Source organism: Neorhizobium sp. T7_12, from assembly GCF_002968535.1.
GTDB lineage: Bacteria > Pseudomonadota > Alphaproteobacteria > Rhizobiales > Rhizobiaceae > Neorhizobium > Neorhizobium tomejilense.
Window position 1 is genome coordinate 422,871 of the sequence record NZ_PVBK01000003.1, and the last position, 15,429, is coordinate 438,299.

Sequence of the window (15,429 nt, forward strand, 5' to 3'; positions counted from 1 at the left end):
ATCAGAATTGCGTGGGGCAGGAGAAGGCATTGAGGGCCTCCAGGCGGAACGGGTTCAGGACGGAGCCGAACTGCACGTCGAATTCCGCCGTCCGTCCATTCTGCTGGAACCGGGCGCGGAAGAGGTCGTCGCCCTGCATGGCGATATTGGCACCATCGAAGAGCCTGAAAGGCGACCAGTCGCCGTTTTCCGTCATTGCCTCCTGCCAGCCTCCTGGCTGGAAGGCGATACGCGAAGCGTTGCTCGGTCCGGTCGAGGGCCAGGTGATGGATTTCGACTGGATCGGTCCATGGAAATAGACGACGCGCTCTCCTTCGATCTCCAGCATGACGGCATTGGCGCTATCGGTCAGCGAGACGGGCTTGATGTTGATGGCGACCGACGGTGTCTCGCTGTCTGCGGAAAAGAAGGCACGGTTGATCTTGTCGGCATTCTCGAATTGGGCGATCGCCTCGCTCGGAATGCTGGCGGAGCCGAAGGTACCTTTCCAGCCCCAGGGCGAGGAGCTGGTATCGACAAAAGCGGCGAGCCTGTCGTTGAAGAAGGTCTTGAACAGACCCTTCGGACCGAACAGGCGGACAAAATCGCTCATCGCGACATCGCGCGGCGATTCCCGGTCGAAGGGGTAGCGGCCGGTGACCACGCTGGAGCAGAAATTGGCACCCTCGGCGGTCCATGCATTGCTGATGCGGGTGCGGGCGGACTTGACCGCTAGCGAACCGACATCCGCGGCAAGCCCGGCCATCCAGGTATCGACGGGCGCCGGCAGGCGACGCGCCTGCTGCAGCAGATCCTGGTTGGCGTTGGTCAGCTGACTGTCGACATCAAAGACCTTTGCCACTTCGGCGGTGGAAGTCGCGGCACGCGATAGCTGCTCATGCACTTTTTGCAGGACCGGTTTCAGCTGAGCGACCTGAGATTTGGGTGCGTCCTGCGCCTGACCGGCCGGCAGCTGGGCGGTGGACAACGGATCGGATTGGGGCGGTTCGAGCGCGGCGCGCAGCGGTGCGAACGGGTCGGGCGCGTTCGCAGCGCTCGCAAGCGCGGTAGTCGAGGCGGGCAGGCTGTCATTCGCAGCAGACGCAACCTCGGCACCGGGCCGACGAAGATCGGTCGCCGCGGCGATGGACTTGGCGATACTTTCCACCGGGTTCGGCTCGCCTGCGAGGATGCGGGTCGTCTCGGCCGCATTGCCGATCGTCTGCGACGGCTTGACCCTGAGGTCCGCCAGCAGCCCTGTCCAGCGCTGTTCGAAATTGTCGAAGTAGAGCTGCAACGCGGCCTGGGCGACGGTATCGACGGTCAAGCCGACCGCGTTGGCCTCACCGCGCACCCAATGTTCCTCGAGCGCCGCGCGGGCCGCATCGGTAATCTTCGGCAGAACGACCTGCCGGTAGCCTGTGCTGGAAAAGAGCCCGGGCACGCCTTCCCCTATCGGTGCCTTGGATAGGCGTTCGAATGCCTGTTCGCCGAGCGGGCCCAGCGCACCGGCGGGCGTCCAGGCAGGCAGCGAGCGCGACTGACGGTCACCGGCGAGAATATCGTAGGCCCGGCTCGGGACGCTCTGGGAGCGGATTGTCTCGCGGGCCTTGGCGATCAGGGCGCTGTCGAGTTCGATCGGTGGGAGCGACCCACGCGCCATGGTGCCGGCATGCGTAATCAGCGCCTGCCGCGCCGCTGATCGACCTTCGCCGGGATAAAGCCTGGCGAACATTTCTTCCGCTTCCAGTGAAACGAAATCCGCATCCATCGGGCCCAGCCCGCCAAGCATGCCGTAGAGCTTGAGGGCGTCGAAGGTCGCCGCCCGCTCCTTGCTCTCGGTCATTTCCCTCTGTAGCTGAACGAGCATGCGGGGCAGAAGCAGCGCGTTCAAGGCGCGCTGGTAAGCGTCGCGCTGTCGGCCGGCCACCTTGTTTTCCTGGTCGAGGCCGAAGCCGACCGGCCACACGCGGGTTCGCGAAAACTCGCTGGTGACGGCGGCGAGATTGTCGAGTGCCGGGAGCACGCGAAGGAAATCGCTATCCGTCACGTCACGGACGGGCACCCCCCGCGCCAGCTCTTCATAGGCGTCGATGCGCCGCTCGGCGCTGGCAAGTGCTGCGGCATTCTGGAAATAGGTGGCGGTCCAGCTGGTGAGCACGACGGCCAGCGCCAGAACCGCGGCGGCATAGGCCGTGCGGCGGAAAAACACCTGTCGGCGGGAAAGCCGCTTGTCGCGGGCGACCAGGGACGCCTCGTCGAAAATGACGTCCTTGAAGAGCCGCGACAGGAAATAGCTGCGGCGCGGCCGTGCCGCTGAAGGCAGGCTTGTCTCTTCGGCCTGCGTGCCGGAGGCAAAATAGATGCCGCGCAGCATTGGCGGTTCGACCAGCTTGGAACCGGAGCAAAGCTCCGTCATCACCTCGTGCAGCCGCTCCTTCAGCGCGGCGAGTTCCGCGGGGAAACGGAAGATGCGGCCTCGCAGCTCCGGATTCGGCTCCTGTTGAAGACGCTCGATCAGCATGGCGCCGACGCGTTCCTGCAATAGGGCGAATTCCTCGAGGAAACGGTCCGGCAATCTGGCGGCCGTGTAACTCTCCTCCAGGCCGAATGTCGTGCCCCAGACCTGTTCGCGATCGGTCTTGCTGAACCCGTCGAAGAATTCCACGAAACCGGTGAGGAGGTCTGCCTTGGTCAGCACGAGATAGACCGGAACGCGGGCCTGCAGGTGTTCGTCGAGTTCCGAAAGCCGCTGGCGGATTGCCCTGATCTCCTCCCGCTGCGCTTCCGCGTCACGGGTCAGCAGATCGCCGATCGAAAGTGTCAGCAGAGCGCCATTGATCGGCTGTGAACGCCGGTATTTGCGCAGCAGCCCGAGGAAGCCTTCCCAGCCGGCCTTGGCGGTGCCGTCCAGATCGTCCTGGGTCGTGTAGCGACCGGCGGTGTCAATCAGGATCGCTTCGTCGGTGAACCACCAATTGCAATTGCGGGTGCCGCCGATGCCCTGGACGGAATTGCTGCTCAGGGCATCGCCCAGCGGGAATTTCAGGCCGGAATTGGTGAGAGCGGTGGTCTTGCCGGAACCGGGCGCGCCGAAGATCACGTACCAGGGGAGTTCGTAGATATAGCCGAAACGCTTGCGGGTGATGCGCCGCAGGAGCTGCAATGCTTCCTTCAGGCGGTTGTGGATTTCACCCACCTCCGCCTGTTGGTTGGCGGCGGCCTCCGCCTGCCCATCGCGCTCGATGCTCTCGACCAGTTGCTTGTCGCGGCGGCGGTCGCGGATGACCGTGAAGATGAGATAGCCGAGCCAGACGGCAATGACCACGCCGATCAGAAGCAGGCGGGAATTGACGCTGGCCAGCGGCTTGAAATTCCCATAGGCGGCCAGATATCCGTAGAACCAGATGACGACGCAGATTGCCGCCACCCAGATGACGGAGATGAAGCGGCGCCCGATAAGGCCCGCATAGGCCTCCACATAGGAGCGCAGCGTATAGAAGAAACCTAACGGGTTCATCGTGCCGCTCCTCCGGCTGCCGGCGGGATTTCGGGCTTCGGCCTTTCAGCCTGAACCGGCGGCACCTTGAGGCCCGCGTCGCTCAGTCTTTCTGTGGAATCCGTGAGGACCAGGATTTCCGTACGGCGGTTCATCTCGCGCCCTTCGGGCTTGCTGTTGTCGGCGATCGGATCGCTGTCGGCGCGGCCTTCGGTCAGGATCGCATCCGGCCCGGCATAGGAGGCCAGAATGTCGCCGACCGCCTTGGCGCGCGCTTCGGACAGATGCCAGTTCGAAGGGAACTGGACAGTGCGGATCGGTACGTTGTCGGTATAACCGACGACGACGGCACGGAATTTTTCCGCGGCGAGGGCGCTGCCGATCCGCTGGATGAGATCGTGGAACTTCGTGCTGACTTCGGCGCTGCCGGTATTGAAGAGACCGGAATTGTTGATCCGCACCAGCAGTCGGCCGTTCGAATCCGACAGCGTCACGAGCTTCTTTTCCACCTCCGGCTGGAGGAAGGCGAGGAGATTGTCGAGGCGGCTCGGCGGCGCTGGCTGCTTCGGCGGGGGCTCGACCGGCGCGGGCTTGACCTCGACGACGGGCTGGTCCGGTCCAGGCGACTGCGTTGGCACCTTGATCAGCACGCTCGGCGTCTCGCGCGGCGGCAGGCTGGCCAGGCGCTGGAACGTTCCGTCGGAGGCGCTGTTGAGCGACAGGGTGAAGAAGAGATAACCGAGCGCGAAGGCGAGCGCGAGGATGGAGAGCAGCGTCCAGAGCGCCACGGCGGTGCGCAACGGCTTGTGGCGGGCCGAAACACCTTTCCAATGGGGCGACAGCTCCCGCTCGAAGACACCATACTGGCCAAGCAGCGTCTTGTAGAGGCTGTCGCGGATGCGACCGAGTTCGAGGCTGCCGCGCGGCGAAACCCGGGTGCGGCCTTCGAAGGCAAGCGACAGGCTGAGATAGATGAGAAGCAGCAGATCCTTGTTGGCGCCGGGGCTTTGATGGAAATGGTCGAGCAGGTCGAACACCCGGTCGCCGCCGGTCACGTCCATGTGGAAGGTGGAGACGAGGCCGGAGCGCGCCCAGCCGGCGCGCACGCCCCAGGGCTTGCTCAGGACCACGTCGTCCACGGTGGCGCAGACGACATAGTGGGCGGCCCGGGCCCGGTCCGGACTGATGCGAGCGCTGGCCAGATCGCGTTCGTAACGCCCGATGGCCTCGACCGCGATCTTGCGGAGCTGATCGATGTCCGGTTGCTCCTCGGCGTGGCGCAGCGCGTGGGCCAGGTTGAGCAGCGGAGCCGCCGAACGCACCAGGGTCGGCACTTCCTCCCCTCCGAAACGAAAATCCCTGACCAGCGTCTCGACCGACCAGCCTCCCTTGCGGGAAGGTGCCTGCTGCAGGTCCTTGCCCGAGGGGCTTTCCGAGAACTCGAGGACGTCGTCCAGCATTTCTGCCATCTTTCGGGCGGATTGCTTTTTTTTGACGCCGTCCTCGGTGAGTTCGACGATGGTTGGCAGGTTCTGCCAGGCGGATGCGGGTTCGTTCTTCATTCTCTAAGGGCCCACAGTTCCATTTCGAGGCCCGGGAAATCGCCGGCAAGATGCATGGCGATGGCGCCCGAGGTGTCGAGTTGCTTCCAGAGAGGATTCTTGGTGTCGAGTTCGAAGTAGATCGTGCCGGATCGGTAAGGCAGCTGGCGCGGCAGGACCGGCAGCGGCCGGACGGGAATACCGGGCAGTGCCACGTTGACGAGATCGGCAATGCGTTCCACTGGACCGACCTTGATTTGGGCCGGCAGTTTCCGGCGAACATCCTCGGCCGACATTTCTGCCCTGACCGCCAGCACGAAACCGGCATCCTTGAGCAGCGAGCGATCGTTGATCGTGCCGACGCGCACGCCATGGCGGCGCTCGGCAAGTTCGATTGCAACGGCCGCCTGTTCGAGAACCGCGGAGAGCGATGCGCGCAGGTCGTCGAAGACGGCTGCGAAGGTCGCCTTCAGGTCGTCATGCCGGTAGGGCGGAAAATCGGTCGCTCGCTTCCGCTCGGTCGTAAAGGTCGCGAGTTCGCCGGCAAGCTGGATGCAGGTCTCGTAGAATTCGATCGGATGGATGCGTGTCGCATTGGAAAGGATATGTTTCAGCATCGGATCGGCGCGATTGAGGATCTGCAGCAGGAAATAGTCGCCGACCTCTGCCGTGCCGCGGATGGTGGGATCGCCGATTCTTTCGGCAATCGCCTCCGCGCGGTGGCGGACGATGCCAAGCAGTTCGGTCATCAGCTCGGTGAGGCGCGCCTCGGCCGCGCAGTTGAGGCTCGGCGCGATGAATTCCGGATCGAGGATGACGGCGCGGTCGGAGCGCACCTCGATAATCCGGGCGAGGCCGAGGAGCTCGTATCCGCTGAGTTCGTCGCCGGTTTTGAGATAGCGCATGCTGAGCCGGCCGACATCGATCGGCGCCATGAAATCCGTCTCGACATTGGCATCGGGTGCTTCGTAAAGCGAGGCGACGAGGCGGACGCTGTTGAGCTTTGCGCCGCCGTTCAGCGCCACATCGGCTTTGCCGGGCTGGCGGGCGGGAAGGGCAAGATAGACGATCGCGTTCCTGGTGTTCTCGTCGAGGTCGAGCGGCGGCGGCAGATCGGCATCGATCGGGGCCTCGAAAGGTGTGCCGTCGGGCATCATGCCGCGCAGGTTGGAAAGAGCGAACTGGCCGATCGCCAACGCGCTGCGGTCGATGCCGATCTCGGACACACCCCAGGGATAGGGGGCGAGCCCGCGCGTGGTGGTGCGGACCAGCCTTTCCGTCCAGCGATCCGCCTGCTGGAAATGCTGCACGCGCAGGAACATGCCTTCGCTCCAGGCGACCCGGTTTTCATTCCTCATGTCTGCTGTTTCCCTTTCGTCCTTTCGGCATGGTCTCGCGCTGCCCGCCGTCCGCCGCCCGCATCATCGTGTCGCGGAAGACCTCGCGGATCGATTGCGTCCTGCCGTTCTTTTCGAATTGCGCCTTGTAAGCCTGCCAATAGTCCCGATCGCGGGAACCGAAGCGAAGGCCGCGAGACCCGGCATCGATCCGGGCTTCCAGGACGCGCGGTTCCATCTGCCGCCCGGCTTCCCGCACAAGCTCTTCCAGCGCCGCATTGAGCCTCATCTGCCGGTCAAGCAGGGCCTCGGCGCGGATGATGAGCGCCTCCTCGCGGCCGCGGCCAAAGATATCCGGCTCCGAAGATGGTAGCGGGGGCTCCATATCGAAGATGGCAAAGGCGTTTTCCAAGGCTTCATCGAGCCGGCCGAGCAATGGCTCCAGCCTCTCCGCAAGCTCGCCGGTCCGGCCGATCGAGAGGCGCGGGAAATCATCGATCAACGGCTCGGGCGGAGGTATATTGTCGTTGACGGTTTCCAATGTCTCCACGGGGCGGACACGCAGTGCCGGTGCGGACACATGGGTGGCCGATCCATGTTCCAGACGGCTCCCGTAGTCAGACCCTTCGTCTGCATTCCAGTCGTCCGGAAGGAAGTTGGTGGCGGACCCGATTTCGGGCGGGCCATTCCAGCCGATTTCGACATTGCGGGATGGGCCGGAGCCCTCCTTCTCGGTCGCGACCGGTATAGACCAGTCCTCCGCGACGCGCTCGCCGAGAATGCCGCCGGCAGCGCGGCCCCCGGGTGCGATATCCGCCAGGATGGCGGAGATGGTCAGGGGTTCATCGCTGAGCAGGAGCCCGGCATCGGGATCCTCCAGATCTTCATCCCGTTCGCCGGAGATGCGGACCTTGAAAGCCAGGTTTCCAACCTCGACCATCGACTGGTCGGCGAGCCTTGCCGATTCTCCTTCATGGACGATAAGGCCATCGACCTTCGATCCGTTGGCGCTCTGATCATGCAGCAGGAAACCGTCGCGATCCCGTTCGATCGTGCAATGGAATTTGGAAACCGAGCGCTGGTCCTCCGGCAGCCGCCAATCGCAATCCGGCGCTCGCCCGAGCGTGCGTCGGCCGCGTTCGAAGTACCATTTCCTTGCCGCTGGCGACGTATCGTCACCATCGATCTGACGCAGTTCAAGCCGCATGTCCGCCTCCCTCCAAGTGCCGCGGGCGTTCGACGATCACCGCATCGCCGCTGTCTTTCGCGGCCGGGGCGACGCGCGCCCAGCTGTTCCAGCCGAGGCGCGGCGGGTCGCCGGCCTTTTCGCCGCCGAGCTGGCAGAACGGGACATCGTCCTTCCTGAGGATGACCTGGATATCGAAGTCGAGAGCGGAACCGACGAAAAGCCGAGTGAGTGCGAAGAGTTCGGTGATGTTGCGACCGCCGGGCGCGAGCGACAGGTAGTCGGCGTACCCGAGTGGACCGATGACGATGCGGAAACCGCCACTGAAATCGCGGATGGCGGCGCCGGCGGTGGCGTTGATACCGAGCTGGACGCCGCGCGGCTGGCCCATACGGCTGCGCTCCTCCTCCGGAATGGTAAGCCAGCGGCCGCGAAAGAGCTTGATTTCGATCGGTAGGCCGCTGAATTCCTCAAGCATCGCGCGCAGGTTTGCCGCATTGCGATTGCGTGCGGCAAAAAAGCCGGAGAAGCGCAATACGAGATCCTCATCGACGCCGCTTCGTTCGGTCAGGCCCTTGGTACCAAAACCGGTCAAGGCAAGGAGGGTCGTGATGAAGGCATTGTCCTTGCGGTTGCCGTTCCAGCGCAGCCGGCGTGCGATGCGATATTTCTCGCAGGCATCGACGAACAGCTCGGTCATGCGGGCGCTGAAAAGATCGAAGAAGCTTGCGAGAGCCTTCGACCTGTTGCGCTCTTCGCGAAGGATGATTTCGTTATAAGCGGATGGCATGGAGCCGAGCGGGCCGATCAGGCCGGCAAGCGCGCTCTTGACCGACGCGCGCATGCCGTTCCGCTTGAAGCCGCTGACCGCGAGCGGTGCGGGAGAGACGCCGACATGGGATGAGACATCCAGCTCCAGCCCTGGATATTCAGAGACCGCCGCCTGCGCCACGCGGAATGCCGTCACCGGTTCGAAGCGGCCCGGGTTGCGTTCGAGCAGGTCGGAGAGAGCGTTCGCTGGGGCACCAGACAAGACACCGGATGGTGCGTCAGGCTTGCGGGTGGCAAGGTCCATGGTCGGTTCGCAATCCTTTCGTCAGAGCAATGGCCGCTCGGCGGCGCGTGCCGGCCAGCTGGCGATGGGTTTTGATTGCCCCTTCATAGACACGGTCAGCCGGGTGAAACTGTTGACCGAGGTGTAGAGGCTGAAGAAACGGTCGAGCACTGCGCCGAACAGGAAGGCGGATGGCCGGTCGATGGCGGCGGGATCGAATTCCAGCGCAATCTCGGTGCCGGGCACCATGCCGCCGCTGCCAAGCCGTGCCGTCGAATTGCCGGCCTTGATGCGGATCAGCGCATCGACGAGCTGTTTGGTTTCCGGGCTGTCGCGGAAGGCGTAGAGCGACAGGATATCCTTCAGCGCCGCGCCCTCTTTGTCGAACAAGGAGAGGTGATTGAGCAGCAGGTGCGACACGAGCCGCCAGTTGCGGCCGTCCTGATCGTTCATGCGGACGGAAGGGGTCGGCGGGATCAGCGCCTCGACGCCGGCGACCGCCTCATGGCCCGAAGCCAGTTGCAGGAAAGGATGGCCGCCGCCGAAGGGCAGCTGTTCCGGCAGGTCGCGGTTGAGGCAGAGCGTATCGACGCTCGCCACCGCATCCATCGGCCCCGCGAAGCGGCGATTGCGGTCGACGAAAGCGATCTCCATGTCGCTCGTCCCGTCCTCGTCGAAGCGGCGATAGGCCTGCCAATAGGAGGGACTGTTGCCCGCCCGCTGCGAGCGGCCGAAGAACGGCTGGCAGAATTCTTCCTGCCCGCGGGAGCCCGCCAGGAGCACGCGGTCGACCGCATAGATTTCGCGCGTCCTCTGGCGGCGGGCGTCCGGCAGCAGGCGATGTTCGGTGCGGGTGCCATCGACCGAAATCGGCTCGCAGGTCTGGCGGAAGAGGTTGACAACCGGCGTGGCATTGAGGGTGAAATCGCGGGCCGAGACGGTGCGTTCGAGCTTCGCGTCCGTCTCATCCAGATAGATGAAGATCTCCAGCGCTTCGCCCTTCCAGGCGTCGAGCCCGTCGAGGTCGAGGAACAGGAATTTCTGCGGCAGGGCGAAAAATTCGGTCAGCAGCCGGTAGCCGATGAAGCTCGGCGCCGGATAGGGCAGCATGGCCTGTTCCGGTTCGAAGCCGACCGGCTTCAGGTTCCGGGCCGGCAGGAAGATCGCGTTGCGATCGTCGGCGTGTTTTGCAAGCGCGATGCCGAGCGTGTGGTTGGCGAGCAGTTCGTGGATCGCGACGGCCTGCTGCCAGGGCGAGGGGACATGCAGCCGCAGTGTACTGACGCCGAGAGCTCCGAAGGGCTGGCGCGGGTCGAGCGTGCGGACCGATAGTCGCAGGCAGCCGGCAACGCCGGAATAGGGAGACAGCGGCGCGTTGATCGGCTGGCCCGACAATGCGGCACCGGCGATCTCGATCGGCGCCACATCGACATCCTGGGTGGTGCGGAACCGGCAGGCCTCGCCGCCGATCGGCTCGGCGAGGATTTCCGTATGGCGGGGCACTGTCTGCACCGAGGCAAGCGTGCCGCTGGGCTTGAAGCGCACGATGCTCATCGAGGGGAGCGGTGCGAGATAATGCGGATAGAGCGTTTCGAGCAGTCCGTCCGTCAGTTCCGGGAATTCGTCGTCGATCTTTTGGCGGACGCGGGCGGCGGAATAGGCAAAGCTCTGGATCAGTCGCTCCACATGCGGATCGTCCGCGACGTCGCCGGTCATGCGCAGGCGGCCGGCAATCTTCGGAAACGCATCCGCAAACCGCGCCGCCCGCTGGCGCAGCGCCAGCAATTCGTCATTGTAGCGGTTGAGGAAGCCTTCAGCCATTCGCCGCCTCCACCAGGAACCGCTGCGTCGACGGATCGATCGTGGATTCGAAGCTTATCGGCGGCATGCCTTCATGCAGGCGAAAGCTCGCCTGGATGCGCATGCGCAGCGCCCGCTCCGTCATCGTCCGGCTCTTCAGGATCGTTACGCGAACATCGGATAGGCGTGTTTCGAAAAGCGAAATGCGGCGCTCGATCATCTGGGCGAGCTTGAGCTTGGCCTCGTCCGTCACGAGGTTGGCCGATACCATGCCGTCGACCCCGTAGCTCACCAGCGCGTCCTTGAGTTCGCCGAGCACGATCGGCGGTGCGGTCGGGCAGCGGCGCGTGTTGAGCAGGGCTTCCAGGTCGCGGCGGATCGATTCCCGCATGTCGCGCACCTGGTCGACCAGGCTTGCCGGTGCGTCGAAGGCGCGATCCGGTGCCTCGTCGATCAGCCGGTCGAGGATCGAGCGGGCAAGAATGCGGTCGCGCGGCCGGTAGCGTTCGAGTGGGTCAGCCATGGACGACCTGCTTGCGACGGGCCGCCGTCGCGACGGTTTCGAGGTTTTCGGTATCGTGGAAGGAGACGAGTTCGTCTCCGGCAAGGAAACAACGCTGGCCGCGGCCGGTGGTGATCCCCGTCGGTTCTTCGATCCAGTCCGTCTCGCGGCCGAGGATCAGCGCTGGATCGGACGCCGTGCCATGATAGATGGCGGGCAGCAGCACGGGCGCCACGGCGCCGTCTATCAATGAGAGTTCGGCGCGCCGGAAGGCGAGGTCGCGCGGCCTCGCAATCGGTTCGACCGTCACCGTTGCGATCTTGGCATAGTCGATCCACAGATAGGCGCCGCCCGTCATGATGACTTCCAGGGCATGGGGGATCCGGTCATCGAGATCGCGGAAGTCGGCAACCCATTTGCCGTTCCAGAGCATCGGAAATTCGCCGCGCTGATCTTCCAGGGCCGCGAGCATCTCCTTTGCATCGGTCTCATCCCGCATCCGGTGGGCGAGGCCGAGGCGGACCGCAAGCTTGTCGAGATTGCTTGGCCCTCCAGGGAATTCCGGCACGGCGCTGCTCCGGAACCAGGCGTCGCGTGCCGCCATGCCGCGCAACTGATTGCGCAGAAGGGCAAAGCCCATGGTCGCGTCGGGGGCGAAGGTGACGGCCAGGCTGCATTGGGTGTCGGCGCGCTCATAGTCACCGGCAAGCACCAGCAGGTCGATATAGAGGTGGCGGGCCTCCTGGTCCGAGGGATTGGACTTCAGGTGCGCCTTTGCCATGTCGAGCGCAGCATCGAGTGCATTGTCGCTCAAGCGGTTGGCGATGCTTTCGGAAAGCGTCATGCGGACATCCTCTCGGTAGTGGCGACGGGGCGGCGAACGATCTGGTCCGGGTTCGCGGTGTCGGCGATGAGGTGGAAGCTCGTGGAGACGTCGTCGAGCTGGAAATGCGGCTGCAGGCGAACGGTGCAGGAGAAGGTGCCCGGCTTTCCCGGGATTTCCGCGACGGTGATGCCGGCCGAACGCAGGGGAAAGCGGGTGCGCAGCGAAAGATCGGCGTCGTCATTGCCGAGCGTATAACCGGTCAGCCAGTCCTCGAGCTTCCGCTGGATGGAGTTGGCGTCGGAGAGCTGGCCGATCTCGTCGCGCATGATGACCTTCAGGTAATGCGAAAAGCGCGAGGCGCAGAGCACGTATTGCAGCATGGCGGCGAGCCGGGCGTTCTGGCGTGCATGCTCGCTGGAATAATGCGGCGGCGCGTGCAGCGACTGATTGGAGTTGAAAATCGCCGAGGCGGAGAGATAGGTCGTCGCGACGGGGATCAGGCCGAGATCGCAGAACTGCTGCTCCTGAACGCTCGTCAGGCGGATTTCCACCGGCGCCTGGGCTGAAAGCCCGTTGCTTTCGGTGCCGAAGTCATAAGGGCGGAGCTCCGACGTGCTCAACAGACCGCCGTCGATCCTGTCCTGGGTGACGCCGCGGATATCGGCGAACCAGCCGGAATCGATAAAATTGCGGATGACGATGGCGCCGAAGGCGAAAGCGCCGTTGCCCCAGAGCAGCGAACTGCCGTCCGCGGCGATCTCCTCGCGGAAGGGAAAGCCGTCATTGCGCCGACGGTCGTAGGGCTCGAGCGGCGAGCGCATCAGGATTCGCGGGCCGACGAGGCCAAGGAAACGCGAGTCCTCCCGGGCGCGAAGCGCGTTCCAGCGGATACGGGTCGGATCGTTGGCGAGCCAGGAAAAATCCTGGACGCGGCCGAGTTCGTCAAAGTCCTCAAGCCCGATCGCCTGGGGCGAGGCACCGGCAACGAAGGGGCAGAAGGCGGCCGCAGCCACCATGCCGAGCTGCGTCAGGAGGCTGACCGCGTCTCCGCCTTGCGGCTCGCTCGGCGAGAAGTGGTAGTCGCCGATCAGCAGCCCGTAGGGTTCGCCGCCCGGCGTGCCGAATTCGCGGCTATAGATCAACTCGAAAAGATGGCTCTGGTCGAAATCCGAGGCGCGTTCCATGTTCCGCGCAAGTTCCTGCGAACTGATGCTCAGAAGCTTGACCTTCACATCGCCGCTCGGTCCGGATGCGCGCACCAGCATGGCAAGGCCGCGCCACCTGGCCTCCATGGCCTGGAAGTCCGGGTGATGCAGGATCGCGTTCACCTGGCGGTTCAGGGCGTCGTCGATCAATGCGATCAGCCGGTCCACCCGACGCCTCCATTCTGTGCAAGAACCCATCGTCATCCTGGTGTCAAATCCGGTCAGTCCACAAAAGCCTAGTCCTGTGCCGGTCCGGAACTGCGTGAAAACAAATGCGGGAGGGTCACGCGCGGCGAGGGGACGCCGCGCGTGCGTCGCATCAGGATTTGGAGGGGATCCGAGCGACCATCCGCAGCGAGGTCGTCAACTCCTCCATCTGCAGCCAGGGGCGCATCCAGGCGACCGCATTGTAGGCGCCCGGCTTGCCGGGAATCTCCTGAACGGTCACCCGGGCATCGCGCAGCGGATATTTGGCACGCGATTCCTCGCCCGCCTCGTCATTGGCATTGACGTAATTGGCGATCCAGCGATTGAGCCAGGCTTCGCAGTCTTCTGCTTCCATGAAGGAGCCGATCTTATCGCGGCCCATGACCTTCAGGTAATGGGCGAATCGCGACGTCGCCATCATGTAGGGCAGGCGGGCAGAGACTGCCGCATTGGCGTTGGCTTCAGGCCGGTCGTAGAGCTTCGGCTTATGGGCCGTCTGCGCGCCGAAGAACACGGCATAGTCGGTGTTCTTGTAGTGGCAGAGCGGCAGGAAGCCGAGTTTGCCGAGTTCGGCATCGCGGCGGTCGGTGATGCCGACCTCAGTCGGGCACTTGAGGTCGAGATCGCCATCGTCGCTCGAGAAGATGTGCATCGGCAGGCCCTCGACCTTGCCGCCGTTTTCCGCCCCGCGGATCGCGGTGCACCAGCCGCTCTTGGCGAAGGCCTCGGTCAAACGCGTGCCCATCACATAGGCGGCGTTCATCCAGCAATAATTGTCATGCGGCAGTTCGCCGGTATCGGAGCCGCCCGTCTCATCGTAGTTGAACTCGTCGATGGGGTTGGTCTTCGGGCCATAGGGCATGCGCGCGAGGACGCGCGGCATGGCGAGCGTCACGAACCGCGAATCGTCGCTGTCGCGGAATCCGCGCCATTTGGCGTACTCGACCGTATCGAAGATTTTTTCGAGGTCGCGCGGCTTTGCGACTTCGCGGAAGTCCTCGAAACCGAACATGCGCGGGCTGGCAGCCGAGATGAACGGCGCGAAAGCGGCCGCGGCGATCATCGACACGCCCTGCAGCAGCTGAACGTCTTCAAAGGAATTGTCGAATTCGTAATCGCCGACCAGCGCGCCCATCGGTTCGCCGCCCGGTGTGCCGAACTCGTCTTCATAGACCGACTTGAAAAGGCGCGACTGATCGAATTCGACCGCTTTGGCCAGATCCTTGGAGATGTCGCGCTTCGAGGCGTTCAGCACGCGGATCTTCAGGTTGACGCTGGTCTCGGTGTTCTTGACCAGATAGTTGAGGCCGCGCCAGGCTCCTTCGAGCTTCACGAACTCGGGTGCCTGCATGATCGCCGCAAGCTGCCGGGAGATCGTCTTGTCGATTTCCGCGATCGCGTTGTTCAGGGTGATGGTCAGATTGCGGTCATAGGTGACCGTGCCTTTCAAGGCCTGGTCGGTGAGGGTGCGCAGCAGGTCCTGCGCGCGGTTCGGCTCCGTCTGGCGGGTCGCCGCGACCACCTTCGTGAGAAGGTCCTGATCCGGAACGAAATCGATCTGTTCCGTCGTCTGCAATTGCGTGTCAGTGCTCATGTCTCAAATCCTTTTCAGGGAAGCAGCGGTCTCGAAGTGTTGACGCCTTCGAGCAGGCGGCTGCTCCAACCAACAGATGGGCAGGAATTTCAAAGCGCGCAGTCGGCCGCGCGCGAACGACACTCAGTTCACTGCGTCTTTCTTCTTGTCGTTGCCGAGCTCGGCGACGAGCTGGGAGAGGTCGGCCTTGTTCTGAAGGATGTCTTCGAGCAGCCGTTCCAGCTCCTCGGAACGGTCGGCCTTGCTCATCAGGTCGCGGAGCTCGTTGCGGGCGTTGAGAAGGGCTTTCAGCGCGGGCACCTGGTTGACGACGGAGCCCGGCTCGAAATCCTCCATGCTTTCGAATTTCAGGGAAACCGGAAGCTCGGTTCCGTCGTTCTGCAATGTGTTCTCGACGGAAATGGTGAGACCCGGGGTCATGCGGCGCATCACGTCGTCGAAATTGTCCCGGTCGATCTGGACGAACTTGCGCTCGCCGAACGGTTTCAACGGCTGGGTCGGATTGCCGGAGAAATCGCCGAGCACACCGACGACGAAGGGCAATTCCTTCACCACCATCGCGCCTTCGGTCTCCACTTCATATTTGATGTGGACCCGGGGTTTGCGAACCCTCTCCAGTTTCTCATGCACGCTTGCCATCGGGATTCTCCTTCCTGCCATCGGCAGATTACGAATTCAGACTGTTGCAGATTGCTGTCG

General features: G+C 63.8%; 11 protein-coding genes. All 11 read right to left on the reverse strand.

The window, feature by feature from the left end; all coding sequences use genetic code 11:
* Nucleotide 1: 1 nt before the first annotated feature.
* The 11 genes from tssM to tssB all read right to left on the reverse strand — a co-directional run bounded on the left by tssM (nucleotide 2) and on the right by tssB (nucleotide 15,369).
* Nucleotides 2–3,499 (reverse strand): type VI secretion system membrane subunit TssM, encoded by a 3,498-nt coding sequence (tssM, locus tag C5J26_RS10985; protein ID WP_105401777.1) that lies wholly within the window; start codon nucleotides 3,497–3,499, stop codon nucleotides 2–4.
* Entirely contained in the window at nucleotides 3,496–5,040 is a 1,545-nt protein-coding gene (gene tssL / locus C5J26_RS10990; protein WP_105401778.1) for a type VI secretion system protein TssL, long form, read from the reverse strand. Before tssL ends, tssM begins: the two co-directional genes overlap by 4 nt.
* Nucleotides 5,037–6,377, reverse strand: a complete 1,341-nt coding sequence (gene tssK / locus C5J26_RS10995; RefSeq protein ID WP_105401779.1) for a type VI secretion system baseplate subunit TssK — start codon at nucleotides 6,375–6,377, stop codon at nucleotides 5,037–5,039. The genes tssL and tssK overlap by 4 nt, the downstream gene beginning before the upstream one ends.
* On the reverse strand, nucleotides 6,367–7,563 hold the full coding sequence (locus tag C5J26_RS11000; RefSeq protein WP_105401780.1) for a type VI secretion system-associated FHA domain protein: 1,197 nt from the start codon (nucleotides 7,561–7,563) through the stop codon (nucleotides 6,367–6,369). The genes tssK and C5J26_RS11000 overlap by 11 nt, the downstream gene beginning before the upstream one ends.
* A complete protein-coding gene (gene tssG, locus C5J26_RS11005) occupies nucleotides 7,553–8,617 on the reverse strand; it encodes a type VI secretion system baseplate subunit TssG (protein WP_105401781.1) in 1,065 nt (354 codons plus the stop codon). Before tssG ends, C5J26_RS11000 begins: the two co-directional genes overlap by 11 nt.
* A 21-nt stretch (nucleotides 8,618–8,638) precedes the next feature.
* Entirely contained in the window at nucleotides 8,639–10,417 is a 1,779-nt protein-coding gene (gene tssF / locus C5J26_RS11010) for a type VI secretion system baseplate subunit TssF (RefSeq protein WP_105401782.1), read from the reverse strand.
* Nucleotides 10,410–10,919 (reverse strand): type VI secretion system baseplate subunit TssE, encoded by a 510-nt coding sequence (tssE, locus tag C5J26_RS11015; protein WP_105401783.1) that lies wholly within the window; start codon nucleotides 10,917–10,919, stop codon nucleotides 10,410–10,412. The genes tssF and tssE overlap by 8 nt, the downstream gene beginning before the upstream one ends.
* Complete coding sequence (locus C5J26_RS11020; protein WP_105401784.1) at nucleotides 10,912–11,742, reverse strand: type VI secretion system accessory protein TagJ; 831 nt, start codon at nucleotides 11,740–11,742, stop codon at nucleotides 10,912–10,914. The genes tssE and C5J26_RS11020 overlap by 8 nt, the downstream gene beginning before the upstream one ends.
* A complete protein-coding gene (gene tssC / locus C5J26_RS11025; RefSeq protein ID WP_105401785.1) occupies nucleotides 11,739–13,127 on the reverse strand; it encodes a type VI secretion system contractile sheath large subunit in 1,389 nt (462 codons plus the stop codon). Before tssC (C5J26_RS11025) ends, C5J26_RS11020 begins: the two co-directional genes overlap by 4 nt.
* A gap of 121 nt (nucleotides 13,128–13,248) precedes the next feature.
* Complete coding sequence (gene tssC, locus C5J26_RS11030; protein ID WP_105401786.1) at nucleotides 13,249–14,730, reverse strand: type VI secretion system contractile sheath large subunit; 1,482 nt, start codon at nucleotides 14,728–14,730, stop codon at nucleotides 13,249–13,251.
* A 123-nt stretch (nucleotides 14,731–14,853) separates the two neighbouring features.
* Entirely contained in the window at nucleotides 14,854–15,369 is a 516-nt protein-coding gene (gene tssB, locus C5J26_RS11035) for a type VI secretion system contractile sheath small subunit (RefSeq protein ID WP_046635796.1), read from the reverse strand.
* Between the last annotated feature and the right edge of the window lie 60 nt (nucleotides 15,370–15,429).